This window comes from Massilia genomosp. 1, from assembly GCF_011682185.1.
Classification (GTDB): domain Bacteria; phylum Pseudomonadota; class Gammaproteobacteria; order Burkholderiales; family Burkholderiaceae_D; genus Telluria_A; species Telluria_A rubra.
The window spans coordinates 1-24,398 of the sequence record NZ_WHJF01000034.1; the positions used below are offsets into that span (position 1 = coordinate 1).

The following is a 24,398-nucleotide window of genomic DNA, read 5'->3' on the forward strand; positions in this document are numbered from 1 at the left end:
AGTATCGATTTAACCGGCGCTTCGATTTGTCGACCATCTTGACGCGCCTCTTGTACGCTGCTGTCGCCACGGGCAACCGAACCGAAGCGTGGTGTCGGTTAGCTGAAGATCAGCGCTAATCACCAATGATAAAGAGGAACGCATCAAGCAGGTCGACGCATGGGAGCGACAGAAGGCGGCGTCATTGCGTTACCCCACGAATGACGACTCGATCGGTATCGAAGTCGTTGGCGCCCCGGAGAAGAACGTATATGTCAGTTCGACCGATGCGCAGAATGCTTCCTCGCGCTGGCTAGTGAGCGAGTTGCTCATGACGTTAAAACTTGACCGCAAGCGCATTTTCGCGCACGGCAGTATGGATCCGCGCAAGTTTCCAACCGAAGGTGGCATGATTGCTTACTAATTCCTCGGGTTTTGTTAAAAGAATCCTCAAAATCGCTGCGGTGATTGTCGCCTTGTTGGTCGTCGCATTTGGGATGCTGCGTGTATGGTGGTATTGGCCAGTGTCGGTCGAAGCGAAAAATATTGTCAAAGTGACGTCCAGTCAAATCGTTGAGGAGGAGGTCGCTTTCTGTGCTGCGTTTACTATGACTCCGGAACAATTCCGCGCGTTTTGGAAAAACGTCAGGCCAATACTCACTTCCGAACTTCATGGCTATGCTTTTGGTTCCTGCCACTTCAAAGCGACAGAATATGGCAAGGAATTTATAGTGTCAGCTGGCGATGTGGGTATTGTTACCAAAGGCGATACGTCCTATTACTACGTCAAAAAGGACGCGACGAATGACTTGTCCGGCCTGGACTGACTTATTGCCCCCACGCAAATGACCGACAGAGGGTCGCAGGATTGCATACCAATTTATCGAGCGTTCTTAAGAAATCACTCAAAGTCGTTGCTGTGATTATCGCCGTTTTGCTTGTTGCTTTCGGGCTCTTGCGCCTGTGGTGGCATTGGCCAGTTGCGGTCGACGCGAACAGCATCATCAAAGTGATCGATCAAGACATTCCCCAGGACATGGTGTCGTCCTGTGCGGCGTTTACCATGACCCCGGCCCAGTTTCGGGCCTACTGGAAAGACGCCAGGCCGATACTGGCGTCCGAATTACATGAGTACTATTTCGGTTCATGCCATCTCAAGGCGACGGAAAATGACAGGGAATACCTGGTCGGCATCGGCGACGTGGGCATGGTGAACAAAGGCGAGACGACCTATTACTACGTCAAAAAAGGCGCAAAGTCGGACTTTGAAGACATGCAGTGATCCGCCGCTGACGCTGCACTATACCGGCGTCCCCAACGCTTGGCGCTGCATGCCCCAGCGCCGCACCGTCAGGCGTTCCAGGAATGGACCAGCACGAACACCAGGCTGGCGCGGCCCAGCCCGAACCACAGCAGCGCCAGCGGCAACAAGGCAATCGCCGGCAGCGGATTGAACATCGCGGTCAGGGTTTCCAGCAGGTCGCGCCCGAAGCGGGTGTCGATCGCCAGCGAGGTCAACAGCAGCGCCCCGGCCACGCCCAGCGCATAACCCTGCACCAGCACCGCCAGCGAGGCCGCCACGTAGCCGGGCAACTCGCCCGACACCATGCCGGCCGCAAACGCGCGCGCCGTCGGTAGCGCGCCCGGCAGCAGCAAGTCCTTATCCTTCCAGCGCGCCAGCGCTTCCCATAGCGCCGCCAGGACCAGCAGCAGGAGCGACTTGCGCAGCCAGGCATGTCCCAGCGCGCGCCGCGCCAGCGCCGGCGCAGCAGCCGGCACCAGCGCGGCGGGCACGCTCAGGGGCGCCACGTATTCCGGCCGGATCGGCGGCAGCGGCCGCGCGCTCATGCGTGCAGCCCGGTGGATAACTGGGTGGATAACTCTGTGGGCAAGGCTGTGGGCAAGCGGGTGGACAAGTGCATGGATAAGGCTGTGGGTAAGCCGGTGTACAACTGTGTGGACAACGCTGCCTGCGCGGGCGCCGCCAAGGTATCTTCGTCGAACAGCAGGCGGTGAATGCGCTGCGCGGCGGCCTGGAAGGCCTCGCCGCCGGCGCTGCCGAGATCGAACTGGTGACTGTTCAGTTCGGCGCTCACGCGGCCCGGATGGGGCGACAGCAGCACGATGCGGTTGCCGACCACCAATGCTTCCTCGATCGAATGGGTGACGAACAGCATCGTGAAGCGGATTTCTTCCCACAAGGTGTGCAGTTCCTCCTGCATGCTGCGGCGCGTGAGCGCGTCGAGCGCGGCGAACGGCTCGTCCATCAGCAGGATGGCCGGTTGCATCGCCAGCGCCTGCGCCCCGGCTTTGCCCATGCCGCCGGCCAGCAAGGGGAACATGACATTGCCCTTGACCGTCTTCCACGGCGGCAACTGGTCGAATTCCTGGAACACCACGATCCGGTCCGGCCCGGGGTACACGATCGGGCGGCCGTCCAGGGTCAGGCTGCCGGCGCGCGGCGTGATGAAGCCGGCAATGGCCTTGAGCAAAGTCGACTTGCCGCAGCCGGACGGCCCCAGCAGCACCAGGCGGTCGCCCCGGTGCATTTCGAAACTCACATTCTCCGTGGCGCGCACGGTGGCGGCGCCGCTGCGGTACTCGAGCGTGACGCCCTCGGCGCGCAGCAGCGCCGCGCCGGGCGCCAGGGAACAGCGGGGCGCATCCATCTCAGCTCCCCGAGGCCACGGCCGGGCTCTGGAAAAAGTAATCGCGCCAGCTTGCCGGCTGCCTTTTCAGCGCGCCAGCCTGGAACAGGAATTGCGCGAGGCCGAAGGTGTTTTGCGGCGCCACCTGGAACTGAACTGTCGGGTTCTTGATGACTTTCAGCAGCAGGGCGCGGTTGATGTTGCTCTTGTTCACGCGCAGATAGGCATCGGCCGCCGCTTCCGGGCTGGCGCCGATGAATTGCGCGGCCTCGGCCAGCGCATCGACAAAAGCGCGGTAGGTCTTCGGATGATCCTTCCAATATTTTTCGGTGGCGTACAAGACCGTCGAGGAACCGGGGCCGCCCTGCACTTCATAGGAATCGAGCACGATGTGCGCCTTGGGATTGGCCGCCAGTTCCTGCTCCTGGTAGGGCGGCGTGGCGAAATGGGCGTTGATCTCGGTCTGGCCGGCAATGATTGCGGCGGCCGCGTCTGGATGCGGCAGCGCTTGCGTCAGGCGGTCGAGCTTCTTGAACTCGGCCGTGCCCCACTGTTTCGCCGCCGCCATCTGCAAAATCCGCGCCTGCACCGACACTGTTACCGCCGGCAGCGCGATGCGGTCCTTGTCGCTCAAGTCGGCGATGGTCTTGACGTTCGGATTGGTGCTGATCAGGTAATACGGAAAGTTGCCGAGCGACGCCACGCCCTTGATGTTCTGCTTGCCGGAGGTACGGTCCCACACGGTCAGCAGGGGGCCGATGCCGGCGCTGGCGATGTCGATCGAGCCCGACAGAAGCGCATCGCTGACGGCAGCCCCGCCCGACAGCTTGACCCAGTCCACATCGATCTCCACGCCTTGCTTGCGGCCATGCTTTTCGATCAGTTTCTGGTCCTGCGCCACGTTCAGCAACAGGTACACGATGCCGAACTGCTCGGCGATGCGGATGCGCCCCTCGGCCTGCGCCGGGTTCGATACCAGCGCCCCGGCGCAGGCGAGAGCGATGGCGGCCTTGTTCAACAGTGTCATGAGGGTTTCCCTGGTTGGCGCCGCTCAGAACGGCACACTGCCTTCAATGGTGGTGCGGTACAGCAAGCGGCGCTGGTCTTCCGGGCAACCGGCGGCCTGGTGCATGACCGAGCGGTTATCCCAGAACACCATGTCGCGCGCCTGCCACTGGTGGCGGTAAATGAATTCCGGGCGGGTGCTGAAGGCGAACAGTTCATCGAGCAGGGCGCGGCTGTCGCTGTCCGGCAGGCCGATCACGGGGGTGGTGAAATGCTCGCTGACGAACAGCGCGCGCCGCCCGGTTTCCGTGTGGGTGCGCACGATCGGATGCACCACCGGCTTGACTTCCTCGATCTGGGCGCGGGTCAGCTTGGGACGCCACGGGCTGCGTTTTTGCAGTTCGGCATACTTGGCCAGGTAGCTGTGTTCGGCGCTGCGCCCGTCGATGGCGCGCCGCAGGTAGCCGGGCAGCTTGTCCCAGGCCAGGTGCTGGTTGGCGAACAGGGTATCGCCCCCGTCTTGCGGCAACTCTTGCGCGTGCAGCATCGAGCCCAGGCTGGGGATGGGTTTGTACGACACGTCCGAATGCCAGAAATGGCCGGCGTCGCCCAGGCCGAGCGACTGGCCCTTGTGCTTGATGTTGGAAATTCGCAGCACTTCAGGCTGGGTTGGCAGCTGGAACTGGCGCAGCACATGAATTTGCAGCGGGCCGAAGCGGCGGCTGAAGGCCACCTGCTGCGCCGGCGTGATGTGCTGGTCGCGAAACACCAGCACATGGTGCTCGAGGTGGGCGCGGTGGATCAGGGCGAAGTCGTCCCGGCTGAGCGGGATCGACAGGTCGAGCCCGTTGATGGCCGCGCCCAGCGGGGCGTCGAAGGGGACGATGTCGAAGCGGGTATCGAGGACGGCGGCCATGGCGGTGAGCGAGTGATGAGCGAGCACCAAGCTTATCGGCGCGCGTTTGGCGCGGCAACGAAGCATTTCAACTATGCTAATGCGGCGCGCGGCCGCCCAGCGCGCCCCGCTGGCGGCGTACAATGGCGTTATTGAAAAAACCACATTACGGGAGTCAGATGGGTATTCCAATGCGGTCCCCGCGCAGGTCTTGTGCCCTGCTGCTCGCTGGCGCTCTGCTGGCCGGCATGCCGGCACTTGCGGCACCGCTCGACGCGCAGCACATCCGGCCATCCGGCTTGACCTTGCAGCAGGCCAGGAAGGTGCTGTCCGTGGTGCTGAAACACGAAAAATTTCAGATGAACAGGAAAGACGCATATCTATGGTTCGACAATCCCTACAAGAATGCGCCGGATGCTGATGGCTACTATTTATTGCAGCTGTACCACAGCCCGCCCAAGGCGGCGATGATGTACACCTTGGGACATTTCTCGGTCAACATGTTCACTGCCGAGGTGTGGGACTTCATGCGCTGCGAACGCTTCAGTTTTCCCGCCTTGTCGGCCATCCAGCAACGCGTTTCCGCCCGTACAGGCCAGCGCGCGCCGGACGAACAGAAGGTACGCGACGCGCTCTGCCTGAACTAATCGTCCCCCGGCGGCCGCCGGCGGGGCGCCGCCCGCCCGGCGCATGCACTGGCATATAATGACGTGCCCCTCTTATCCCCGATCGACGACCCATGCCCTCCATCCGCCCTGCGCAGGCGATCATCCGCGACCTCGGCCGTGCCGACTACGAGCCGGTGTTTGCCGCCATGCGCGCGTTTACCGACGCGCGCGAGCCCGACACCACCGACGAACTGTGGATCGTCGAGCATCCGCCCGTGTTCACCCTGGGCCTGGGCGCCGACCGTGGCCACCTGCTGGCCGGCGCGCACGCGGTGCCGGTGGTCCAGACCGACCGTGGCGGCGAAGTGACCTACCACGGCCCCGGCCAGGTGGTGATTTACCTGTTGATCGATCTGCGCCGCAACAAGCCGGGCGGCAAGCTGTACGCCCGCCAATTCGTCGAAAAAATCGAGCAGGCGATCATCAATGTGCTGGAGGCGTATAATCTTGCCGGTGAGCGCATCGCTGGCGCGCCCGGCATTTATATCGCCGGCGGGCCGCGCAAAGGCGCCAAGATCGCCGCGCTCGGCCTCAAGGTGCGCGGCAACGGCTGCACTTACCATGGCGTGTCGCTCAATGTGGCGATGGACCTGGGACCGTTTTCCTGGATTAACCCGTGCGGTTACGCGGGCCTGGAAACGGTCGACATGCGCAGCATGGGCGCCGACGCCGCGCTGGCCGACGTGCAGCAAGCCCTGGCGCATGAACTGGTGCGCCAGCTCGGCCCGGTCAGCGCAGCGCAGGACGAACCGCAAGACGCATCGCAGAATACGCCGCATACCGCATCGAACAACACCACAGAGCCCCACGGGCAAGCAGCCAAATGACTTCTGACACCGACACCAGCATCGCCCCAGTCTACAACGCCAGCGACAAGCAAAAAGGCGCCAGCAAGACCTCGCGCATTCCGATCAAGATCGTGCCGATCGGACAAATCGAGCGCCTGAAAAAGCCGGACTGGATCCGCGTCAAGGCCGCTTCGGCGTCGTCGCGTTTCTACGAAATCAAGGACATCCTGCGCGCCAACAAGCTGGTGACCGTGTGCGAAGAAGCGAGCTGCCCGAACATCGGCGAATGCTTCGGCAAGGGCACGGCGACCTTCATGATCATGGGCGACAAGTGTACCCGCCGCTGCCCGTTCTGCGACGTCGGCCACGGCCGTCCCGATCCGCTCGATGTCAACGAGCCGCACAACCTGTCCAAGACCATCGCCGAGCTGCGCCTGTCGTACGTGGTGATCACCTCGGTCGACCGTGACGACCTGCGCGATGGCGGCGCTGGCCATTTTGTCGAGTGCATCAAGCAGACGCGCGCGCTGTCGCCGAAGACCCGCATCGAAGTGCTGGTGCCCGACTTCCGCGGCCGCCTGGCCAAGGCGCTGGCGATCTTCGCCGACGGCTTGCCGGACGTGATGAACCACAATCTGGAGACAGTGCCGCGCCTGTACAAGGAAGCCCGTCCCGGTTCCGACTACACCCACTCGCTGGAATTGCTGCGCGACTTCAAGGCGCTGTATCCGGACGCGGTGACCAAGTCCGGCATCATGGTCGGCCTGGGCGAAACCGACGACGAAATCCTGCAAGTGATGCGCGATCTGCGCAGCCACAACGTCGACATGCTGACCATCGGCCAGTACCTGTCGCCGTCGGGCGACCACTTGCCGGTGCGCCGCTATGTACACCCGGACGTGTTCAAGATGTTCGAGGAAGAAGCCTACAAGATGGGCTTCGTGCATGCGGCCGTCGGCGCCATGGTGCGCAGCTCGTACCATGCGGACGAGCAGGCCCATAACGCGGGCGTGGCGATCAGCGCGTAAGTTTTGCCGCTGGTGACCGTGGTACTGCTTCCGGGAATGGATGGAAGCGGCGACCTGTTCGCCGGCTTCATCGCCGCGCTCGGGGGCCAGGTTGACGCCATCGTCGTCTCCTACCCTTGCGCGCCGGCGCTCGCTTACGTCGGCCTGACCGACTATGCGCGGGCGCAGTTGCCGCGTGACCGTCCGTTCGTGCTGATCGGCGAGTCCTTCTCCGGGCCGGTGGCCATCGCGCTGGCCGCGTCAAAGCCGCCCGGACTGATCGGGCTGGTGCTGTGCTGCACCTTTGCGCGCAATCCGCGTCCGCTGCTGGCGCCGCTTAAACCACTGGCTGGCGTGCTGCCCATGTGGTCCGTCCTTACTCCCCTGATCGCCCCTTTCCTGCTCGGCTTCGATGCGCCGTTGGTCTTGCGCAAAGCCCTGCGCGCCGCGCTCGACAAGGTGCCGCCCGCGCGCCTGCGCCAGCGCTTGAAGGAAGTGATGGCGGTTGATTACACCGGGCGCGCGCAGGCCATCAGCGTGCCCGTGCTGTACCTGCAAGCGACGCGCGACTGGATCGTGCCGGCCTCGGCCGCCCGCCTGCTCGCTTCGCTGTGCGCCGACTGGCGCCTGGTGGCGCTGCCGGGGCCGCACCTGCTGCTGCAAACGATTCCCGAGCAAGCAGCAACAACTGTCATCAAATTTATGGACCCGCTGGCCATGGAAGGAAACCAATGAAAGACCTGCACGGCAATGAGGTTGCGGTAGGCGATATTGTGCGCGTACTTCAGATCGACCAATGGTTGCTCGACTTGCTCCCCGCCGACGAGCTGCCGCATACGCTTGCGATGTTGAACAACGAGTATCCCATTGACGACTTTTCGGAGGACGGCAAAATCAGCGTCACCAACTGGTGGGAAGCGGGGCCGGAGCAGTGGGCATGCAGTAGCTTGTACCTGCTTGCGCACGAATTCGAACTCGTGAAAAAAGCCGGACGCACCGGCTGATTGTGCAACTGCCCATACGCCCGGTGATCCACCCGGGCGCACGGGCGTTCTTAACGCACCTGCGTGTAATTCACCGGCACCCACTGATACGATTTTCCGGCGCTGCGCACGTGCCCGATGCCGGGAAACTGCAAGTGCGATGCGCCCACCCAGGCGCCGTCCTTGGCGGCGGCGCTGAACGCTTTCAGGCGCTGTGCCAGCGCGGCTTTCTCGTCCGAATCGAACGCAATCGTCACCGTCGGCTCGTCGAACTGCACCGCGCCCACGTGGATCAGGTCGCCCACCAGCAGCAGCTTCTGTCCGCCGCTTTCAACCACGTAGCTGGTGTGCCCGGCCGTATGACCATAGGTCGCGCTCGATTTCACGCCCGGCACCAGTTGCGTATCGCCTTCGAACGGCTGGAAGCGCTTGGCGTCGATGTAGGGCTTGAGCGAGGCCATCGCACCCTGGAAGAAACCCTTGGCGTCGGCCGGGGCTTTTTCCATGTTGGCCTGGCTCAGCCAGAAGTCGGCGTCGCGCTTGTCGGCCCGCACCACGGCATTGGCGAAGGTCGCCGCGCCGTCTTTCGCGATGCCGCCCGCGTGGTCGGAATGCAAGTGGGTGATGTAGATTTCATCGACCTGCTCCGGCTGGTAGCCGGAGGCCTTCAGGTTCGCCACCAGCTTGCCCAGGTTGGGGCCGAACAGGCCGCCCGCGCCGCTGTCGACCAGCACCAGCTTGCCGCCGGTGTTGATCAGGTAGGCGTTGAACGAGGTTTCGACCGGGCTGGCCAGGAAAGACTTGGCCAGCGCCTTGTCGACTTTCGCCGGGGTGGTCTTGAGCAGTTTGTTGACCGGCAGGTCGGTGGTGCCGTCGGACAGCGCGGTCACTTCGAACTCGCCCAGCATCATGCGGAAGTAGCCGGGGGCCGACACCTTGGCCATCGGCGCGGCGGCGTGGACGGTGCTGGCGGCGGTAAGGGCGGAAAACGCGGCGACGCCAAGGGCGGCCGCCAGGATCAGGGTGCGCGGGGTGCGGAACAATTCAGTCATGGCGTCTTTCTTTCAGGGTGATGGGAAAAACCTAAGTCGCAGCAACACAGCAGTATGCAGCGTTGCGCCGCGCGGAACAATATGGCAATGTGCAAACTATCTTTGCGTTGTGCGCAAACCTCAACGGAGTCGTTTTCATGTTCGATGCCCTGCATTGTTTTCTCGCCGTCGTCGACAGCGGCAACCTGTCGCGCGCCGCCAAGACCTTGCAGTTGGCGGTGTCGTCGGTGTCGCGCCGGATCGACTGGCTCGAAGCCGAGGTCGGCGCCAGGTTGTTCGTGCGCGGTTCGCGCCTGGTGCTGCTGACCGATGCCGGCGAGCGTTTCGTGCCGCGCGCGCGCCACCTGATAGCCGAGCTGGCCGAAGCCAAGGCGGCCGTCACGGCGGTCGATCCCGAGCCGCGCGGCGTGCTCACGGTGACCGCGCCGCGCGCGTTCGGGCGGCGCCATATCGCCCCGATCCTGGGCCAGTTCCTGCACCGCTATCCGCTGATGGAGCTGGAGTTGCAGCTCAACGACGACGTGGTCGACCTGTCGGCCCAGCGCGTCGATGTGGCGATCCGCCTCGGCCCGCTGCCCGACAGCGACCTGCTGGCCACCTGGCTGGCGCCGCGCCGGCGCATCGCCTGCGCCAGCCCGGCATACCTGGCGCGGCGCGGCACCCCGGCCACCCCGCTCGACTTGCTCGAGCACAACTGCATGAGTTACGTCAGCCGCAGCGCCCTGGCTTGCTGGTGGACCTTCGAGGGCGTCAACCGCAACAAGCCCTTGCCGGTCAGCGGCACCCTGCGCAGCGACGATGTCGATTTCATGCTGGACGCGGCGGTCGGCGGGGCCGGCGTGGCGCACCTGCCGAGCTGGCTGGCGAGCGAGGCGCTGGTCGCCGGGCAACTGGTGCCGCTGTTCGGACCGGCCAGCCAGGGTGCGTCGGTCGTCACCGACGGCATCCACGCGGTGCGCTTGCCGGGACGTTCGCATCCGGTCAAGGCGCAGCTGTTCATCGCTTACCTGCGCGACCATGTGGGCGCGCCGCCGTATTGGGAACGGGCGCTGGCGCTGCACGAAGGCGTGCTCGAGGGGACTTGAATCGGTCCGCAGGGCTGCGGGGGACTGGAGCCGGGCAGGGCGGCGCTTGCCGCCCTGCCCGCTCCGGGAAACGCCTGCGAGCGCAGGCGCTTTTGCTACATTTGCTCTGAAACGCTTACTTGGAAATGGCTTGCCGGAATGTGTCGTCATCCAGCAGCTTGCTGATCAGCTTGCGGTACTGGCCTTCATACTCGCGCGCCGCCAGTGGAATGGCGACCGCGCCCATGAACGACGAATCCCAGCTCGACTCGATCTTCAGTTCGCGATCGTAACGCACCTTGGCCGCGCGGGTGACCACGAAGCGCGCGGCGAGCACGCCCTTGCCGGTACCGATCGAGGCATCCACGTCGGTTTCGGTCAACGTGCCGGTGACGGTGGTGGCGGCGTTGGCGTCGAGCAGGCCGGCCGACAGCAGTTCGGCTTTCAGCGTCTCGCCCAGATACTGCGCGAACGAGCCGCCCGGAGCGACTACGGCGCTGGCGCGGATGCCGTGGCTCTTGTCGAGGCTGGCGTTCTTGCTGGCGTCCAGCGTGAAGCTGCCGACGGCAACTTTGTCAAACGCGGCATTGCGCAGCTTGACGGTATTGTCCATCGACGCCGTTGGTACCGACATGCTCATCGGCGCGCAGCCGACCAGTTGTACTGCCAGGGCGCCGGCGGCGATGAGGGAGGTGAGGCGAAACATTGAGGCCATGCGTATTCCTTGCTGATGGGTTGATTAAGGATTGAATGCAGGGTCGAACGACAGGTCGCGCAGCGCATTGCTGAGCACTTCGCGCGCCATGGTCTTGACGGCCAGTTCGTGTTCCATCGGCTTGCCCGCGGTTGCCGGCGGGCTGGCATTGCCGATCGTGACGTGGATCGCATGGCGCGCCACCTTGACGATCGGTTTGGCCTGGCCTGGCGGCAAATACGATACGGTGCAGATGTAGCCGTCGGTCACGGCGGTGCCGGCCAGGCCGAAGGTCATGCCGGTCATGAATGCTTTGCCGGTCGGGTCGTCGCCGACTTTCACATTGTTCAGCGAGACCATCAGGATACCGGCCGGTGTGCCGCTGCCCTCGGGCGCGAACAAGCCGCTTTCCTTGACTTCGGCCGTTACGGTATCTTTCAGAAAATTGGTTGGGGCGGCCGCTGGCGCACCGAGGGTGAGGAATTCGAAAGTCAGCTGGACTGGTTTCGGCTCAGCCACTTTCTTCATCTCCGAGACCGGCACTTGCCTGGTCGCGGTGTCGAGGTACATCGGGCTGACGCAACCGGTCAACAGGGTGGAGCCGGCCAGCAGGCAGGCGGCGAACAGGGAGCGTACAGCGCCCGCGCGGGAGGTGGTAGGGTAGGTCATCAGCGTTTTCCGTATTTTTGAATGCAATTTCTGTTTCTGAATGGTAATCGGCGTGAAGCGTAACCGACCTGTGATCAAGTTGCAAATTTGTTCATGCCGCTGAGCGATCATGTTGTAAATATGAAACTCTCTGGGCGCGGGGCCCGCTGTAACCCCTTTTTCGTCCCCCATCCGTTTCAGTGAGTACCGATCTTCCTAACTCCTGTCCGAAAGGCTCACATGCGCTATCCCTTCCTCGCTGCCCTCGCCTTCTTTAGCGAAACCGGCCTGGCCAGCACCAATGCCCCGGTCACGGCCGTCACCTTGTATCCCGGCAGCGCCACCGTGGTGCGCACCGCCCAGGTGGCCGCTGGCGCCACCGAGGTCGTCATCGACGGCTTGCCGGCCAACTTCAACCTCGAATCGGTACGGGTGCAGGCCGCGCCCGGCATCCGCGTGGCCGACGTGGTCTCGCGCGACAAGGCCGGCAGCGAAGCGGTCAACCCGCTTGAAGCGAAGCTGGCCGGCGAGATCGAGCGCCTCAAGGACCAGAAGGCCGTACTCGACGCGCAGGCCAAGTCGGCCGCCATCGTCAAGGGCTATCTGGAGCGCTACAACGGCGGCGCCGCCGACGGCGCCAGGGCGCAGGGGCCGGACAACGGCAAGGCGCTGGCCGGCGTGCTCGACACCCTGGGGCGCGGCGCCAGCGAGGCCCTGCTCAAGATCCAGAAGCTGGCCGTGCAGCAGCGCGAGCTCGACAAGAAAATCGCGGCGCTCGAAAGCGACCTGGCCGGCCTCGATTCGCACGAAAAAGAGGTGCGCAGCATGGTGGTGCGCCTGGCGGCGGCCAAGGCCGGGACCCTGACCATCAGCTACCAGCGCGACAATGCCGGCTGGAAACCGGGCTACCGCGCCAGTCTCGACTCGGCCGCGTCCAGGGTCGACCTGGAGCGCCTGGCCACGATTTCGCAGAGCACCGGGGAAGACTGGAGCAACGTCAAGCTGACCCTTTCGACCAGCCAGCCGCGCCTGTCGCCCAACGGCCGCGAACCGCAGCCGTGGCTGCTGGGCTACCGTCCGCCGCAGCCGCCCCAGCAAATGCAAGCCTACGCCGCGGCCCCGGCCCCGGCCCCGGTCATGTCGAGGGAACGCAGTCAAAAAGTGGAGATCACCGGCAGCGCGATCAAGCGCGCGAACGAGTACGATATCGCCGAACTGCAGGGCGTTTTCGCCACCGAGTTCGAGGTGCCGGGCCGGGTCAACCTGGCTTCCGACGGGCGCGCCACCTCGGTCACGCTGTCGACCCTGGCGCTGCCGGTCACCCAGCACCTGCGCGTGACGCCGCGCCTGGAAAAATTTGCCATCGTCATGGCCGAAGCGGCCCGCCCGGAAGGCGTGTGGCCGTCAGGTAACATGCAATTGTTCCGCGATGGCGGCTACATCGGCGCCACCCAGTGGAATCTGCAAGAGGGCGAGAAGGCGCTGTTCTCGTTCGGGCGCGACGACCTGGTCAAGGTGGCGCTCGATCCGGTGGCCGGCAAGACCGGCAGCAAGGGCATCTTCGGCGGGCGCGCGACCAGCGTGCGCGCCGACGTGTTCACCCTGGTCAACCGCCACAGCACGCCGGTCGAGCTGCTGGTATTCGATTCCTCCCCGGTCAGCACGTCCGAGGAGGTCAAGGTCGAGGCGGTGTTCGATCCGAAACCGTTCACCGGCACCTGGGAACAGCGCCGTGGTGTCGTGGCCTGGAAAAAGACCCTGGCGGCCGGGGCGAGCGCCAGATTCCAGGTCGAGTACAAGATCGACTATCCGAAGGAAGGCACGGTCAGCGGCTTGCGCTGACGGCGGCTTTGACGGGCGGATTGAAGCGGTAGTGCCCGGTCAGCGGATAGGCGAACAGGCTGTCTTCGATCTGGGTGCCGCGCCCGATGTTGTGGATCACCAACGGCACCCCGGCCGCGCTGCGCTGGCCGGAGACGATGCCGATGTGCGGCAGCTTACCCGGCAGCATCCAGGTGACGACATCGCCCGCCTGGTAGGCGGCGCCGTCGCGCGCCGGTGTCATCGACTTGCCGTGGCGCGTGAAAAATGTGGCCAGGTTGGGCACGCGGCGATGGTCGATATTCGGATCGGGGCGCTTGAGTTGCCACAGTTTCGGATACGCATTCCAGGACGTCTTCATGTCGCGATGCACCAGTTCCTGCAAGTCCACACCCACCTTGCGATAAGCGCGCACCACCACGTCGGTGCAGACGCCGCGCTCGACCGGCACGTCGCCGCCGGGGAAGGCCAGGCGCTCGTAGCGCGGGTCGTACCTGGTGGTCACGCCGATCTGGGAGCGCGCCGCCTCCACCAGGCGGGCCGGCGCGGCGTCCTGGGCCAGGGCGCCCGGGGCGCAGGCCCACGCGGACAGCAGCACGGGCACGTACAGCATTCTTAACGCAAATTTTTTCAAGATCGGACCTCTGCTAACCGGGCTGGGAATAAAAACGTACAATCGTGCTTATTTTAAACACGAACGGAAACGCCATGAACACGCACCAGTTTACCCCTGAATCGATGAACAGTTTCGGCGCCGGCACGCTGCCCGCTTACATGGGCGTGGAAATTACCCGTGTCGGCGGCGGCGAAGTCGCCGCGCGCCTCGACATCAAGCCGCACTTGCTCGCGCCCAACGGCTTCCTGCACGCCGGCACCGTCATCACCCTGGCCGACACCGCCGCCGGCTACGCCTGCGTGGCCAACCTGCCGGAAGGGGCGAACAGCTTCACCACCATCGAGCTCAAGTCGAACCACCTGGGCACCGCGCGCGACGGCGCCATCGCCTGCGTGGCCAAGGCCGCCCACCTCGGCAAAACCACCCAGGTGTGGGACGTGGTGGTCACCAATGAAGCGAACGGCAAGACCATCGCCCTGTTCCGCTGCACCCAGATGATTCTGTATCCCAAATAAGCGCTGGCGCGCTGGCCCCCGATCGTCGAGTCAACGTTATACATCGGGTAACTTCCGTTTGACAATTGTCTGGAAAGGCGCATCATGGCCGGACGCCTGGCGCTGCTCCAGCTCGTCGCGGCGCCACTCCACCAGCCAGAGAGTGCCGGATGCCAATCGACTTCGATCAGCTCATACTTAGCGAAGCCCCTGGCGGGGTGATTGTCACCACGCCGGGCCACACCGTGTTGCGCTGGACTAAAGGCGCCGAGCGCATCTTCGGCTATCGCAGCGAGGAAGCAGTGGGGCGCGACCTGCGCGAACTGATCGCGCTGCCCGGCAAGCAGGAGCGCGACCTGGAAGCGGCGCGCCAGCTGGAAGAGCACGGTGCGTTCGATTACGAAACCTTGCGGCGCCGCAAGGATGGCGCGTTGATCTACGTCGACTCGAACAACAAGGTCATCTACGACGAGCACGGCAAGATTGCCTACATCGTCTCGAGCAAGCGCGACATGACGCAGTCGAAAGCCGCACGCGACACCCTCCTGATCGAAGCGAAGTTCCGCGACCTGCTCGAATCGACCCCGGACAGCATCATCATGGCCAACCCGACCGGCACCATCGTGCTGGCCAACGCCCAGGCCGAGCGCATGTTCGGCTATGAACACGGCGAACTGAACGGCAAGCTGATCGAGGTACTGCTGCCGGCCCGCTTCCAGCATGGCCATGTGGCGCACCGCTCGCGCTACTTCGAACAGTCGCGCACGCGCACCATGGGCGCCGGGCTGGAGCTGTACGGGGTGCGCAAGGACGAGGTCGAATTCCCGGTCGAAATCAGCCTCTCGCCGATCAGCACCGACGCCGGCGCCTTTGTGATCAGCGCGATCCGCGATGTCAGCGAACGCAAAAAGGCCGAGCAGAAATTCCGCGGCTTGCTCGAATCGGCGCCGGATGCGATGGTGATCGTCAACCGCGATGGCGAAATCGTGCTGGTCAATTCGCAGACTGAAAAATTGTTCGGCTATCCGCGCAGCGAACTGCTTGGAAGAAAAGTCGAGATCCTGATTCCGCAGCGCTTCGCCGAGCAGCATCCGCACTTCCGCACCAGCTTTTCGGCCGCGCCGCGCCCGCGCTCGATGGGCGCCGGGCTCGAACTGTACGGTTTGCGGCGCGACGGCACCGAGTTTCCGGTCGAAATCAGCCTCTCGCCGCTGGAAACCGAAGATGGCGTGCTGGTGTCGTCGGCGATTCGCGACATTACCGACCGCAAGCGCATCGAGCGCGCCCTCAACGACAAGAAGGTCGAGCTCGAACGCGCCAACCAGGCCAAGGATCTGTTTCTGACCAGCATGTCGCACGAGTTGCGCACGCCGCTCAACGCCATTCTCGGCTTCACCCAGTTGCTGGCCAACGAGTCCTTGCCCTCGACCACCGTGCAAAAGCGCAGCTTCGTGCGCAATATCCTGACGGCCGGCGAACACCTGCTGACCTTGATTAACGAAATCCTCGACCTGGCCAAGATCGAATCGGGCACCCTGAGCGTGTCGCTCGAACCGGTGCTGCTCTGCGCCGTGCTCGATGAAGTGCAATCCATGGTCGGCGACAGCGCGGCCCGGCGCGGCATCCGCATGGTGTTTCCGAAGCCGGAGCCGCTGAAGGTGGTGGCCGACCACACGCGCCTCAAGCAGATCATGCTGAACCTGCTGTCGAACGCCATCAAGTACAACCGCGAGCAGGGCGTGGTGGTGGTCAACGCCAACCTGATCGGCCCGGCGCGGGTGCGCATTTCGGTGCAGGATACCGGCAAGGGTTTGCGTCCCGACCAACTCGGTTCGCTATTCCAGCCGTTCAACCGGCTCGGCCAGGAAGGCGGCAGCGAAGAAGGCACCGGCATCGGGCTGGTGGTGACCAAGCGCCTGGTCGAACTGATGGGCGGCGCCATGGGCGTGTCGAGCACGGCCGGCATCGGCAGCGTATTCTGGATCGAACTCGACCTGAGCGGCAGTGATCACCTGGCCGAGGGCGCGCCCGCCGCGCCCGCGCCGCGCGCCATGCCGGCCGTGCCAGCGGGCGACCCGTCGGTGGCGACCTTGCTGTATGTGGAAGACAATCCGGCCAACCTGCGGCTGGTCGAAGAAATCGTCGGCTTCCGGCGCGACCTGGCGCTCATTTCCGCGCCCAGCGCCGAACTTGGCATTGCACTGGCGCAGAGTTATCTGCCGAACGTGATCCTGATGGACATCAACCTGCCCGGCATGGACGGTCACGAAGCGCAGCGCCTGCTGCGCGACGATCCGCGCACGGCGCATATTCCGGTCATTGCGCTCAGTGCGAATGCGATGGAGCGCGACGTCAAGCGCAGCATGGCCGCCGGCTTTTTTGCCTACCTGACCAAGCCGATCGATATCGACGCCTTCACGGCGGCGGTGGACCGGGCGCTGGCTCCTGCCGCCGCGTCCGGCTAGGCACGATGCCTTGCCAGGTTTGACTGTCTGTTAACCATGACTGGAAAAAGAATGAACACGCTGACCCGGCTTTTTTGCATCGGCACGCTGGCGCTGGCCAGCGGCTGCGTCCACGGTCCCGCCGGCGACGACAGCACCTACCAGGGGCTGGGCGGGCAGGGCGGGATCAAGAAGATCGTGGACACCTTCGTGCCGCTGATCATGGCCGACGCGCGCATCAAGGAATCGTTCAAGGATACCGACCTGAAAAACTTGTCGATGCGGCTGGAAGAGCAGTTTTGCGCGCTCTCCGGCGGCCCGTGCAAGTACAAGGGCAAGGACATGAAGGAGATCCACGATGGCTTGAACATCACCAATGCCCAGTTCAACGCCCTGGCCGAGGACTTGCAGGCGGCCATGGACAAGCACGGCGTGGCGCCGGCGGTGCAGAACAAGCTGGTCGCCAGGCTGGCGCCGATGCAGAAGGAGATTGTGACGAAGTAGGCGCCGCCACCCGCGGGTAGCGGTATTTCTCCGCTTACAACCTTACCCAATTCCCTTTATACACAATCGGCCCGGTCGGTCCATTCGGATCGGGCGAGCCCCCCTTCGGCTCCAGGGTCACCGCCAGCACCGCCACATCGTCGCTGATGGCATTGTCCGTCAAGGTGAAGCGGCCCTTGTTGTCGGCCAATACCCCCAGCGAACGCGGCTTGCCCGACTTCGGCACCGCCCACAGATGCAGGCTCTTGTCGGCCGCGACCGGCGCGCCGCCCACCACGCGCGCATCGAGTGCATGGTGCTGGCGGTCGGCGGTCAGCACCATGGCGGGCTGGGCCTTGTCGTCGCTCAAGGTCGCCACGTAGGAAATGACCGGCGCATCGAGCGGACGGTAGCTTACTACCACCATCAGCAGCAGGGCCGCCATGGCGGTCGACACCATCCCCAGGTTGCGCCAGAACGCCAGGTTGTCGCTCTGCCAGAAGCGCCAGCCGCCGGTCTTTTTCGGCTTGAGGTCCAGACGCCGTTCGATGCCGCGCCACACGCTTGTCGGCGGCCTCGCATCGCCGGCAAACTCGGCCATGGGCGCCAGGCGCTGCTGCCACTGCGCGGTGATATTGCGCAAGTCGGCGTCCTGGTGCAGCCAGCCTTCGAAACGGCGCCGCGCGCCGCCCCTGAGCGTGCCCAGCACGTATTCCGCCGCCAGTTTCTGGCGCAGGACAATGTTATGTCGGATGTTCATGTTTGCTCCCGTTTCGCGAGGCAGGTGCGCAGCTTTTCCAGGCTGCGCCTGATCCAGGTTTTGACGGTTCCGACTGGTAGTTTCATCTGCTCGGCCACTTCGCTGTGCGACAGGTCGTGGTAATAGGCCAGCGCGACAACCTGGCGATGCATGCCGTCGAGCGCGGACATGCACCACGCCAGCGCTTTCGCATCGCCACTCATCTGCAAGGCCTCGATCGGCGTCGCCTGCGGATCCTGTAGAGCATTCATGACGTCACTATCAAACTGTTCCGCATCGATTTCAACCGAGACGTCGCTGCGCCGGAGGTGGTCGAACGCCTTGTTGCGGACAATGGTCGCCATCCAGGTCATCGGCGCTGCGAGATGACTCTGGTAGTTGGCGGCATTGTTCCAGATGGCGACATAGCTCTCTTGCAAAACTTCTTCAGCGAGCTCGCGCTTGTGCAATATACGCAGCGCGAAGCCAAACAGTTTCGGCGAAGTTGCATCGTAGAGGGAACGGAAGGCGCCGCCATCGCGTTTGCCGGCTGCCAGGAGCCAGGTGCGTAGTTGCTGCGGGTCGAGCGGGTTGACGTCGATGGACACTGAGCGCCTTGACAGTGGGTTCGGGTGGCCGCGGCGTGGCGCGGAGTGCCCGGTGAGGTTATCGCAAAGGCATATCGGATTACAACAAACATATTTGCAAAATACAGCAAAATAGTTGAATCCAATCGCGCGCGGTTTGCGTACGCAGTATTGTAGAGACGGCTGAGCTGGTTCGTGCAACACCTTCATCGGGAGACAATATGCAGATCGCGCGTGTGGGTAGTTTGTTCTTGGCGGCAAGTTTGACGGCTGGTGCGGCGCATGGACAGGGCCGGCCCGACCTGGGCAAGCTCACTGCGACGGGCGGCGTCAGCCAGCTCGAAGGTGCCGGCGGCGGCGGCCTGAGCCCGTGGGCGCTGATCACCGGCTACGGCAGCCGCGACAGCTGGGGCGCGAACGTACACTACACCGGCGTGCGCACCCAGGATTACACGCTCGACACGGCCGGGGTGGCGCTGGGGCTGGCCGACCGGGTCGAACTGTCGCTGGCGCAGCAGCATTTCAAGGGCAGCCTGGCGCCGCTGAACCAGCTGAGCATCAAGCAGGATATTCTTGGCGTCAAAGTGAAAGTGGCGGGCGACGCCGTGTACGGGCAGGATAGCTTGATGCCGCAGATCGCCGTCGGCGCAATGTACAAGCGCAACAAGGGCGTGGGCGGGCTGGGGGCGCTGGGCGTGAGCAAGGTCACGCAACTGGGCGCGAAGGAGGACAGCGGGACCGATCTGTACGTGGCCGCGACCAAGCTGCTGTTGCAGCAGAGTTTGCTCTTGAACGCCACCGTGCGCGCGACCAGGGCCAATCAGATGGGCTTACTGGGGTTTGGCGGCGACCAGGGCAATGTGTACAAGGCGATGCTGGAAGTGTCGGCCGCCTGCCTGGTGGAGCGCCAGCTGGTGGCCGGCGTGGAATACCGCCGCAAGCCGCACAATCTGGGGGTGGACAAGGAAAAGGCGTATTACGACGTGTTCGTGGCCTGGTTCCCCAGCAAGCATGTGTCGGTGACGGCGGCGTATGCGGTGCTGGGCGAAATCACGGTGTTCAACCCCAAGCGCCAGCGCGGCGCGTATTTGTCGGTGCAGACGGGGTTTTGAGGATGTTTATCCCGCGATGGTTTTTTCCAGCAACGTTTTTTCCAATAACCTATGCAAGGCCGGAAAATCCGGTTCCCCCACATAGCGCTTGATGATCTTGCCATCCTTGTCGATCAAGAACGTGGTCGGCGTTAACGTCACCTCCCCGAAGGCCTTGGCAATATCGCCGGCACTATCGAGCGCCACGGTAAACGGCAGGCGGTTGGTCTCGGCATAATTGAGCACGTAATTGGGCGCGTCGTACTTCATGGCCACCGCCACGAACGCCATGCCCTGGCCCTTGAACTTGTTGTACGTATCGACCATCTGCGGCATTTCCTTGACGCAGGTTGCGCACGAGGTTGCCCAGAAATTGACCATGACCACCTTGCCGCGCAAGCTGTGCGAGCTGATTTTCTGGCCCTTGATATCGATGAAGGTCACGTCCGGCGCGGGCGTGCTGCGCGCCAGCGAGCAATAGCCGATGGCGGCAATGGCCACCAGCGCCGCGCCGATCAGCGCCGGTTTGAGCCAGGAAGTACGGGGCGGGGTCTGGGTGGACATGACTGGAAGCGGGAATGGAACAGAAAGTCATTATAGCCGCGCTGCAAAAACGCTGCCCGCGCGGCCCTTCGCGAGGGGCCGTACTACAACTGGACCGACGAGGACCGTGGCGAGATCGCCTTGAGCTCGTCGTCGCTGATGTATTCCAGCACTTTGACGACTTTTTTCACGCCCGACACGCCGCGCGCCACATCGGCGGCGACCTGGCCTTCGCGCTGGGTCACGCGGCCCATCAGGAACACGGTGCCGCGCTCGGTGATGACCTTGAACGAGGTCGCCGAAATGGTCCGCATGTCCACCAGGCTGGCCTTGACCTTGGTGGTGATCAGCGAATCGCTCGACCGCGAGGTATAGGTGGCGGGCGAAGCGATGTCGAGTTCGTTGATCACGATCGCCACGCCATCGATGTTGGCCACTTCGCGCTCGACCGCCGCCTTCATGGCTTCGTCGCGCACTTCGCCGCTCAGCAGCACCTTGCGGTTGAAGCTGTTGACATTGATATGCACGTCTTCACCGGTAATTTTCGGCAAGCGCATGTCGGCCTTGAGCGCAATGGCCTTGTCGTCGGCTTGCGCACCGAGCGTGCGGCGGTCGGCCGTGGCCACTGCGCCAGCCACGGCGCCGCCCACGAACAGCCCGATGCAGCCTTGCAGGCTGCCCAGCAGGGCGAGCGCGACGATGGCCTTGGCCAGCGGGCGCATCGCACGTAATGAATCATTCATTCACATCTCCTCCGAACAAGGCGACGTCGATACCGTCGCAAATGCAGTGGATGGTCACCAGATGCACTTCCTGGATGCGCGCGGTGCGCGTGTGCGGCACGCAGATATGCACGTCGGCGTCGGTCAGCAACTTGCCGAGCGCGCCGCCATCCTTGCCGGTCAGCGCCACGACGCGCATTTCACGCTCGAGCGCCGCTTCGACCGCGGCAATCACGTTGGCCGAGTTGCCCGAGGTGGAAATGGCCAGCAGCACGTCGCCGGCTTGGCCGAAGGCTTGCACCTGCTTCGAGAAAATCTCGCGGTAGCTGTAATCGTTGCCCACCGCCGTCATGATCGAGGTATCGGTGGTCAGCGACATCGCCGGCAGCGGAAAGCGCTCGCGCTCGAAACGGCCCACCAGCTCGGCCGCAAAGTGCTGGCAGTCGGCGGCCGAACCGCCATTACCGCAAGCAAGAATCTTGTTGCCGTTCGACAAAGCGAAGAACATCAGTTCGATCGCTTGCGAAATAGGTTGAGCCAGGGCAGAAGCCGCCTGAATCTTGAGTTCGGCGCTTTCGTGGAAGTGGGCGAGGATGCGTTGAGTATTCATAGTGGGGGATTATAGTGCAGCAGATGGCGAACCCGGAGAAGTACGACGAAATTTGCTCAGCCGCTCTGTTATAACTGGATGGCGTTGCGCAGCCATTCCATGCGTTCGCCGTCGATGGCGACCACGTCGAAGCGGCACGGCGGCGTCTGAGGAAAGCGCAGCAGGTAGGTCTGGGCCGCGCGCGCCATGCGGCCGATCTTGGCGGCGGTGATGCTGGCGGCCGCGCCGCCGCAGCGGCTGCTGGCGCGCTGGCGCACTTCGACGAACACCAGTTCTTCGCCGTGGCGCAAAATCAGGTCGATTTCGCCGCCCCGGCAGCGGTAGTTGGCCTCGACCAGGCGCAAGCCCTGGCTGGTCAGGTAGTCGAGTGTTTTCTGTTCCCACAGCTGGCCCTGGCGCTGCTTGCCGCTCAGCCGGGCCGGCCACATCTTACTGCCCGCCGCCCGACGGCTTGAAGCTGCCGCCCTGGTACACCGCGGTCGGCTCGATCCGCTCGAAGCGCGCCGGGCCGTCGCCGAAGCTGACCGACAGCCGTCCCGTCACGCCATCCATGGTGAACGACGCGCCCGGGTGCAGGGTGATTTCGCGCGCTACCCGGAAGGCATCGATGCCGAGCGCGTACAGGCGGTCGAGGTCGAGCGTGCGGCGGCTGGCGTTCCAGCGCGGATACACCATCACGGCCGGATGGTCGGGTTGCACTTCCCACGGCAGGTCGAGCAGGCGTACGCCGTCGAGCTCGGCCAGGGCCGTGCCCGGTTCCGTGCCCGGATTGACCGACGAGGTGCCGTAGGCCGGCACGCTGGTGCCGATCGAGGCGCGCACCTGGCGCAGCTGGTCGGCGTCGAGCGCGGTAAAGAGCAGGGTCGGCTGTTCGGCATCGACCCGGTTTCTCAGCTGCGAGATGCCCGCTTCGCTCAGGTAACCGTTCGAGGCGGCCAGTTCCAGGGTCTGCGACTCGTTGCCCAGCTGCTTCCACTGGGCGGCGAAGGCGCTGGCGATGCGGCGCTGCCAGGCATTCGCGCCGGATACCACCAGCGCGCGCGCGCCCGGATGCTCGCTCGCGGCCCACCGCGCCACCTGGCGCGCTTCGTCTTCGATCGACAGGCCGATCACCAGCAGGTTGTGGGACAGCGCGCCGCCCGTGCCGCGTCCGTCCGGATGATTCAGGGCGACGGTCGGCTTGCTGACGGCCACGCCGGCGCCGGCGATCGCGCTCACCGCCGAGCGCGCCAGCGGGCCGACCACGATATCGTTCTGCGCCAGCGCCGTGGTGTAGGCGGCCAGCACGTCTTGCGGGCTGTCGCCGGTTTCGATCAGGTTCACTTCGAAGCCAGTGCGGTCGCGCTCGTAAGCGGCCATGAAACCGGCGCGCAGCGCGCCAGCCGGCGGGCCGAGCGCGTCGGAGCGGGTCGGCAGCAGCAGGCCGATGCGGGTGGCCGCTTTGTTGTCGGGCGCGGCGGCGGGCACGGCGGCCGCGCGCGGATGCTCGGCCACGGCGCCCGGCGGCGCGTCGACCGGCATGGTCTCGACCTCGGCTTCAGGGATGACCGGCGCGAGGACCTCGGGCGCGCGCGGCTGGGCCGGTGCGACACTTGTGTTTGGCTCGATAGGCGCGCACAATCCCCCCGGCCTGTCGCAGGGCGTGCTGCAGGCACTCAACATCGTGAGCGCGCTAACGGCGAGCAGGCCCTTCAGACTTTTAATCAGCATTACCACTCCCACATGACAGAATTCCAGACCAGTCCGATCGCCCAGCTTCCCGTCATTGGCGAGGCCGTGCATCAGTCCTATCCTACAGCAACCCTGTATATCGTGGCTACTCCCATTGGCAACGTCACCGACATTACCGTGCGCGCTTTGCACGTGCTCTCGCTGGTCGACGCGGTCGCTTGCGAAGACACCCGTAACACCGGCAACCTGCTGACCCGCTTCGGCCTGTCGCGCCCGATGATCGCCGCGCACCAGCACAACGAACGCGAAGTGGCCGACAAGCTGATCGCGCGCCTGCAGGCCGGCGAGCGCATCGCGCTGGTGTCGGACGCCGGCACGCCGGGCGTGTCCGACCCGGGCGCGCGCATTGTCGACGCCGTGCGCGCCGCCGGCCTGCGCGTGGTGCCGCTGCCGGGCGCCTCGGCGGCGGTGACGGCGCTCTCGGCCAGCGGGCTGGTCAACGATCAATTCTATTTCGTCGGTTTTTTGCCGGCCAAGGCCAAGCAGCGCGAAACCGCCCTGCAAAAACTGCTGACGGTCGGCGCGACCATGGTGTTCTACGAAGCGCCGCACCGCATCCTGGACTGCGTGGAAGCGCTGGCCGGCGTGTTCGAGCCGGCGCGCCAGGTGGTGTTCGCGCGCGAGTTGACCAAGCTGTTCGAAGAAATCCACCGTTGCCCTTTGTCCGAGGCGCTGGCCTGGGTCAAGGCCGATCCGCACCGCGAAAAGGGCGAGTACGTGGTGCTGCTCGAAGGCGCCCGGGCCGAGGGCGATGCCGAAGAGGCCGAGGCCGAGCGCATCCTGAACATCCTGCTGGCTGAATGTTCGGTCAAGCAGGCCGCCAACCTGACCGCGCAAATTACCGGGCGCAAGAAGAATGCCCTGTACGACCGCGCGCTGGAAATCAAGGGTCAGCAGGACTGATCTGCATCAATCGCACTTTCGCGCCATCGTCATTGTCCAAACGGGACGCGGGCTGCTTCGCACCATCGACCGTGCAAGTCGTATCGGGGGACGATGCCCGGCGGCTGGCGCGGAGCGGCGCCGCGTACCGGCGGGCAAACATTCGGGATCAAAAAGATTCCAATAAATAGCTGATCCACGACG

General features: G+C 64.3%; 29 protein-coding genes and 2 pseudogenes. 16 read left to right on the forward strand and 15 right to left on the reverse strand.

The features are described 5' to 3' along the window. From F1735_RS14745 to F1735_RS14760, 4 genes and pseudogenes are all read left to right on the forward strand, one after another. A pseudogene (locus tag F1735_RS14745) lies at window positions 1-119 on the forward strand (IS1595 family transposase); the annotation flags it as partial. Between the two features lie 23 nt (window positions 120-142). Next, window positions 143-403, forward strand: coding sequence for an N-acetylmuramoyl-L-alanine amidase (locus F1735_RS14750; RefSeq protein ID WP_373888529.1), 261 nt, complete (start codon window positions 143-145; stop codon window positions 401-403). Beyond that, on the forward strand, window positions 393-806 hold the full coding sequence (locus tag F1735_RS14755) for a hypothetical protein (protein WP_167237639.1): 414 nt from the start codon (window positions 393-395) through the stop codon (window positions 804-806). Before F1735_RS14750 ends, F1735_RS14755 begins: the two co-directional genes overlap by 11 nt. Before the next feature lie 41 nt (window positions 807-847). Then, window positions 848-1,261, forward strand: coding sequence for a hypothetical protein (locus tag F1735_RS14760; RefSeq protein ID WP_222852994.1), 414 nt, complete (start codon window positions 848-850; stop codon window positions 1,259-1,261). Between the two features lie 80 nt (window positions 1,262-1,341). Here F1735_RS14760 and F1735_RS14765 read toward each other — a convergent pair. The 4 genes and pseudogenes from F1735_RS14765 to F1735_RS14780 form a co-directional block, all read right to left on the reverse strand. Beyond that, a pseudogene (locus F1735_RS14765) lies at window positions 1,342-1,827 on the reverse strand (ABC transporter permease); the annotation flags it as partial. Further along, entirely contained in the window at window positions 1,824-2,648 is an 825-nt protein-coding gene (locus tag F1735_RS14770) for an ABC transporter ATP-binding protein (RefSeq protein WP_167237641.1), read from the reverse strand. The pseudogene F1735_RS14765 and the gene F1735_RS14770, both read right to left, overlap by 4 nt. Before the next feature lies 1 nt (window position 2,649). After that, window positions 2,650-3,654: an ABC transporter substrate-binding protein gene (locus tag F1735_RS14775; protein ID WP_167237642.1), complete on the reverse strand. Its 1,005-nt coding sequence runs from the start codon at window positions 3,652-3,654 to the stop codon at window positions 2,650-2,652. A 24-nt stretch (window positions 3,655-3,678) separates the two neighbouring features. Next, on the reverse strand, window positions 3,679-4,548 hold the full coding sequence (locus F1735_RS14780; RefSeq protein WP_167237643.1) for a TauD/TfdA dioxygenase family protein: 870 nt from the start codon (window positions 4,546-4,548) through the stop codon (window positions 3,679-3,681). 122 nt (window positions 4,549-4,670) lie between these two features. Here F1735_RS14780 and F1735_RS14785 point away from each other — a divergent pair, with 122 nt between their 5' ends. The 5 genes from F1735_RS14785 to F1735_RS14805 all read left to right on the forward strand — a co-directional run bounded on the left by F1735_RS14785 (window position 4,671) and on the right by F1735_RS14805 (window position 7,994). Further along, window positions 4,671-5,174, forward strand: coding sequence for a hypothetical protein (locus F1735_RS14785; RefSeq protein WP_167237644.1), 504 nt, complete (start codon window positions 4,671-4,673; stop codon window positions 5,172-5,174). A 92-nt stretch (window positions 5,175-5,266) separates the two neighbouring features. After that, entirely contained in the window at window positions 5,267-6,022 is a 756-nt protein-coding gene (gene lipB, locus F1735_RS14790; protein ID WP_167237645.1) for a lipoyl(octanoyl) transferase LipB, read from the forward strand. Beyond that, a complete protein-coding gene (gene lipA / locus F1735_RS14795) occupies window positions 6,019-7,011 on the forward strand; it encodes a lipoyl synthase (protein ID WP_167237646.1) in 993 nt (330 codons plus the stop codon). The genes lipB and lipA overlap by 4 nt, the downstream gene beginning before the upstream one ends. 18 nt (window positions 7,012-7,029) lie before the next feature. Further along, window positions 7,030-7,725, forward strand: coding sequence for an alpha/beta fold hydrolase (locus F1735_RS14800; RefSeq protein WP_167237647.1), 696 nt, complete (start codon window positions 7,030-7,032; stop codon window positions 7,723-7,725). Continuing rightward, window positions 7,722-7,994, forward strand: coding sequence for a hypothetical protein (locus F1735_RS14805; RefSeq protein WP_167237648.1), 273 nt, complete (start codon window positions 7,722-7,724; stop codon window positions 7,992-7,994). The genes F1735_RS14800 and F1735_RS14805 overlap by 4 nt, the downstream gene beginning before the upstream one ends. A gap of 50 nt (window positions 7,995-8,044) precedes the next feature. On the opposite strand, the gene F1735_RS14810 is transcribed toward F1735_RS14805, so the two are convergent. Next, entirely contained in the window at window positions 8,045-9,025 is a 981-nt protein-coding gene (locus tag F1735_RS14810) for an MBL fold metallo-hydrolase (protein ID WP_167237649.1), read from the reverse strand. Between the two features lie 137 nt (window positions 9,026-9,162). Here F1735_RS14810 and F1735_RS14815 point away from each other — a divergent pair, with 137 nt between their 5' ends. Further along, a complete protein-coding gene (locus F1735_RS14815) occupies window positions 9,163-10,110 on the forward strand; it encodes a LysR family transcriptional regulator (RefSeq protein ID WP_167237650.1) in 948 nt (315 codons plus the stop codon). Window positions 10,111-10,225: 115 nt separating this feature from the next. Here F1735_RS14815 and F1735_RS14820 read toward each other — a convergent pair whose 3' ends face one another. Then, on the reverse strand, window positions 10,226-10,804 hold the full coding sequence (locus tag F1735_RS14820) for a hypothetical protein (protein WP_229505785.1): 579 nt from the start codon (window positions 10,802-10,804) through the stop codon (window positions 10,226-10,228). A gap of 24 nt (window positions 10,805-10,828) precedes the next feature. Beyond that, window positions 10,829-11,452 (reverse strand): hypothetical protein, encoded by a 624-nt coding sequence (locus F1735_RS14825; RefSeq protein WP_167237651.1) that lies wholly within the window; start codon window positions 11,450-11,452, stop codon window positions 10,829-10,831. A 219-nt stretch (window positions 11,453-11,671) separates the two neighbouring features. On the opposite strand from F1735_RS14825, the gene F1735_RS14830 reads away from it, so the two are divergent. Further along, window positions 11,672-13,273: a mucoidy inhibitor MuiA family protein gene (locus F1735_RS14830; RefSeq protein WP_167237652.1), complete on the forward strand. Its 1,602-nt coding sequence runs from the start codon at window positions 11,672-11,674 to the stop codon at window positions 13,271-13,273. On the opposite strand, the gene F1735_RS14835 is transcribed toward F1735_RS14830, so the two are convergent. Then, window positions 13,257-13,865, reverse strand: a complete 609-nt coding sequence (locus tag F1735_RS14835) for a DUF1287 domain-containing protein (RefSeq protein ID WP_167237653.1) — start codon at window positions 13,863-13,865, stop codon at window positions 13,257-13,259. The genes F1735_RS14830 and F1735_RS14835 overlap by 17 nt on opposite strands. A 95-nt stretch (window positions 13,866-13,960) precedes the next feature. Between F1735_RS14835 and F1735_RS14840 the strand changes: the two genes are divergently transcribed. From F1735_RS14840 to F1735_RS14850, 3 genes are all read left to right on the forward strand, one after another. Beyond that, the gene (locus tag F1735_RS14840) at window positions 13,961-14,383 is read left to right on the forward strand and encodes a PaaI family thioesterase (RefSeq protein ID WP_167237654.1); all 423 of its coding nucleotides are present in this window, start codon (window positions 13,961-13,963) and stop codon (window positions 14,381-14,383) included. Between the two features lie 149 nt (window positions 14,384-14,532). Then, window positions 14,533-16,827 carry a PAS domain S-box protein gene (locus F1735_RS14845; RefSeq protein WP_167237655.1) on the forward strand — a complete coding sequence of 765 codons (2,295 nt, stop codon included), beginning with the start codon at window positions 14,533-14,535 and terminating at the stop codon, window positions 16,825-16,827. Window positions 16,828-16,878: 51 nt separating this feature from the next. After that, window positions 16,879-17,310: a group I truncated hemoglobin gene (locus tag F1735_RS14850; protein ID WP_167237656.1), complete on the forward strand. Its 432-nt coding sequence runs from the start codon at window positions 16,879-16,881 to the stop codon at window positions 17,308-17,310. A 34-nt stretch (window positions 17,311-17,344) separates the two neighbouring features. On the opposite strand, the gene F1735_RS14855 is transcribed toward F1735_RS14850, so the two are convergent. Together F1735_RS14855 and F1735_RS14860 are read right to left on the reverse strand one after the other, a co-directional pair. Then, window positions 17,345-18,049 (reverse strand): anti-sigma factor, encoded by a 705-nt coding sequence (locus F1735_RS14855; RefSeq protein ID WP_167237657.1) that lies wholly within the window; start codon window positions 18,047-18,049, stop codon window positions 17,345-17,347. Beyond that, window positions 18,046-18,630 (reverse strand): sigma-70 family RNA polymerase sigma factor, encoded by a 585-nt coding sequence (locus F1735_RS14860; protein WP_167237692.1) that lies wholly within the window; start codon window positions 18,628-18,630, stop codon window positions 18,046-18,048. Before F1735_RS14860 ends, F1735_RS14855 begins: the two co-directional genes overlap by 4 nt. 206 nt (window positions 18,631-18,836) lie before the next feature. Here F1735_RS14860 and F1735_RS14865 point away from each other — a divergent pair, with 206 nt between their 5' ends. Then, window positions 18,837-19,727, forward strand: coding sequence for a DUF3034 family protein (locus F1735_RS14865; protein ID WP_167237658.1), 891 nt, complete (start codon window positions 18,837-18,839; stop codon window positions 19,725-19,727). A 6-nt stretch (window positions 19,728-19,733) separates the two neighbouring features. Here the strand turns inward: F1735_RS14865 and F1735_RS14870 are convergent, their stop codons facing one another. From F1735_RS14870 to F1735_RS14890, 5 genes are all read right to left on the reverse strand, one after another. Continuing rightward, on the reverse strand, window positions 19,734-20,270 hold the full coding sequence (locus F1735_RS14870) for a peroxiredoxin family protein (RefSeq protein WP_167237659.1): 537 nt from the start codon (window positions 20,268-20,270) through the stop codon (window positions 19,734-19,736). Between the two features lie 83 nt (window positions 20,271-20,353). Beyond that, window positions 20,354-20,992 carry a BON domain-containing protein gene (locus F1735_RS14875; protein ID WP_167237660.1) on the reverse strand — a complete coding sequence of 213 codons (639 nt, stop codon included), beginning with the start codon at window positions 20,990-20,992 and terminating at the stop codon, window positions 20,354-20,356. After that, window positions 20,985-21,581 (reverse strand): phosphoheptose isomerase, encoded by a 597-nt coding sequence (locus tag F1735_RS14880; protein ID WP_166885808.1) that lies wholly within the window; start codon window positions 21,579-21,581, stop codon window positions 20,985-20,987. The genes F1735_RS14875 and F1735_RS14880 overlap by 8 nt, the downstream gene beginning before the upstream one ends. Window positions 21,582-21,649: 68 nt before the next feature. Beyond that, on the reverse strand, window positions 21,650-22,009 hold the full coding sequence (locus F1735_RS14885) for a YraN family protein (RefSeq protein ID WP_167237661.1): 360 nt from the start codon (window positions 22,007-22,009) through the stop codon (window positions 21,650-21,652). 1 nt (window position 22,010) lies between these two features. Continuing rightward, window positions 22,011-23,291 (reverse strand): penicillin-binding protein activator, encoded by a 1,281-nt coding sequence (locus F1735_RS14890; RefSeq protein ID WP_229505786.1) that lies wholly within the window; start codon window positions 23,289-23,291, stop codon window positions 22,011-22,013. Window positions 23,292-23,303: 12 nt separating this feature from the next. Here F1735_RS14890 and rsmI point away from each other — a divergent pair, with 12 nt between their 5' ends. Beyond that, entirely contained in the window at window positions 23,304-24,215 is a 912-nt protein-coding gene (gene rsmI, locus F1735_RS14895; protein ID WP_167237662.1) for a 16S rRNA (cytidine(1402)-2'-O)-methyltransferase, read from the forward strand. Window positions 24,216-24,398: the final 183 nt, after the last annotated feature.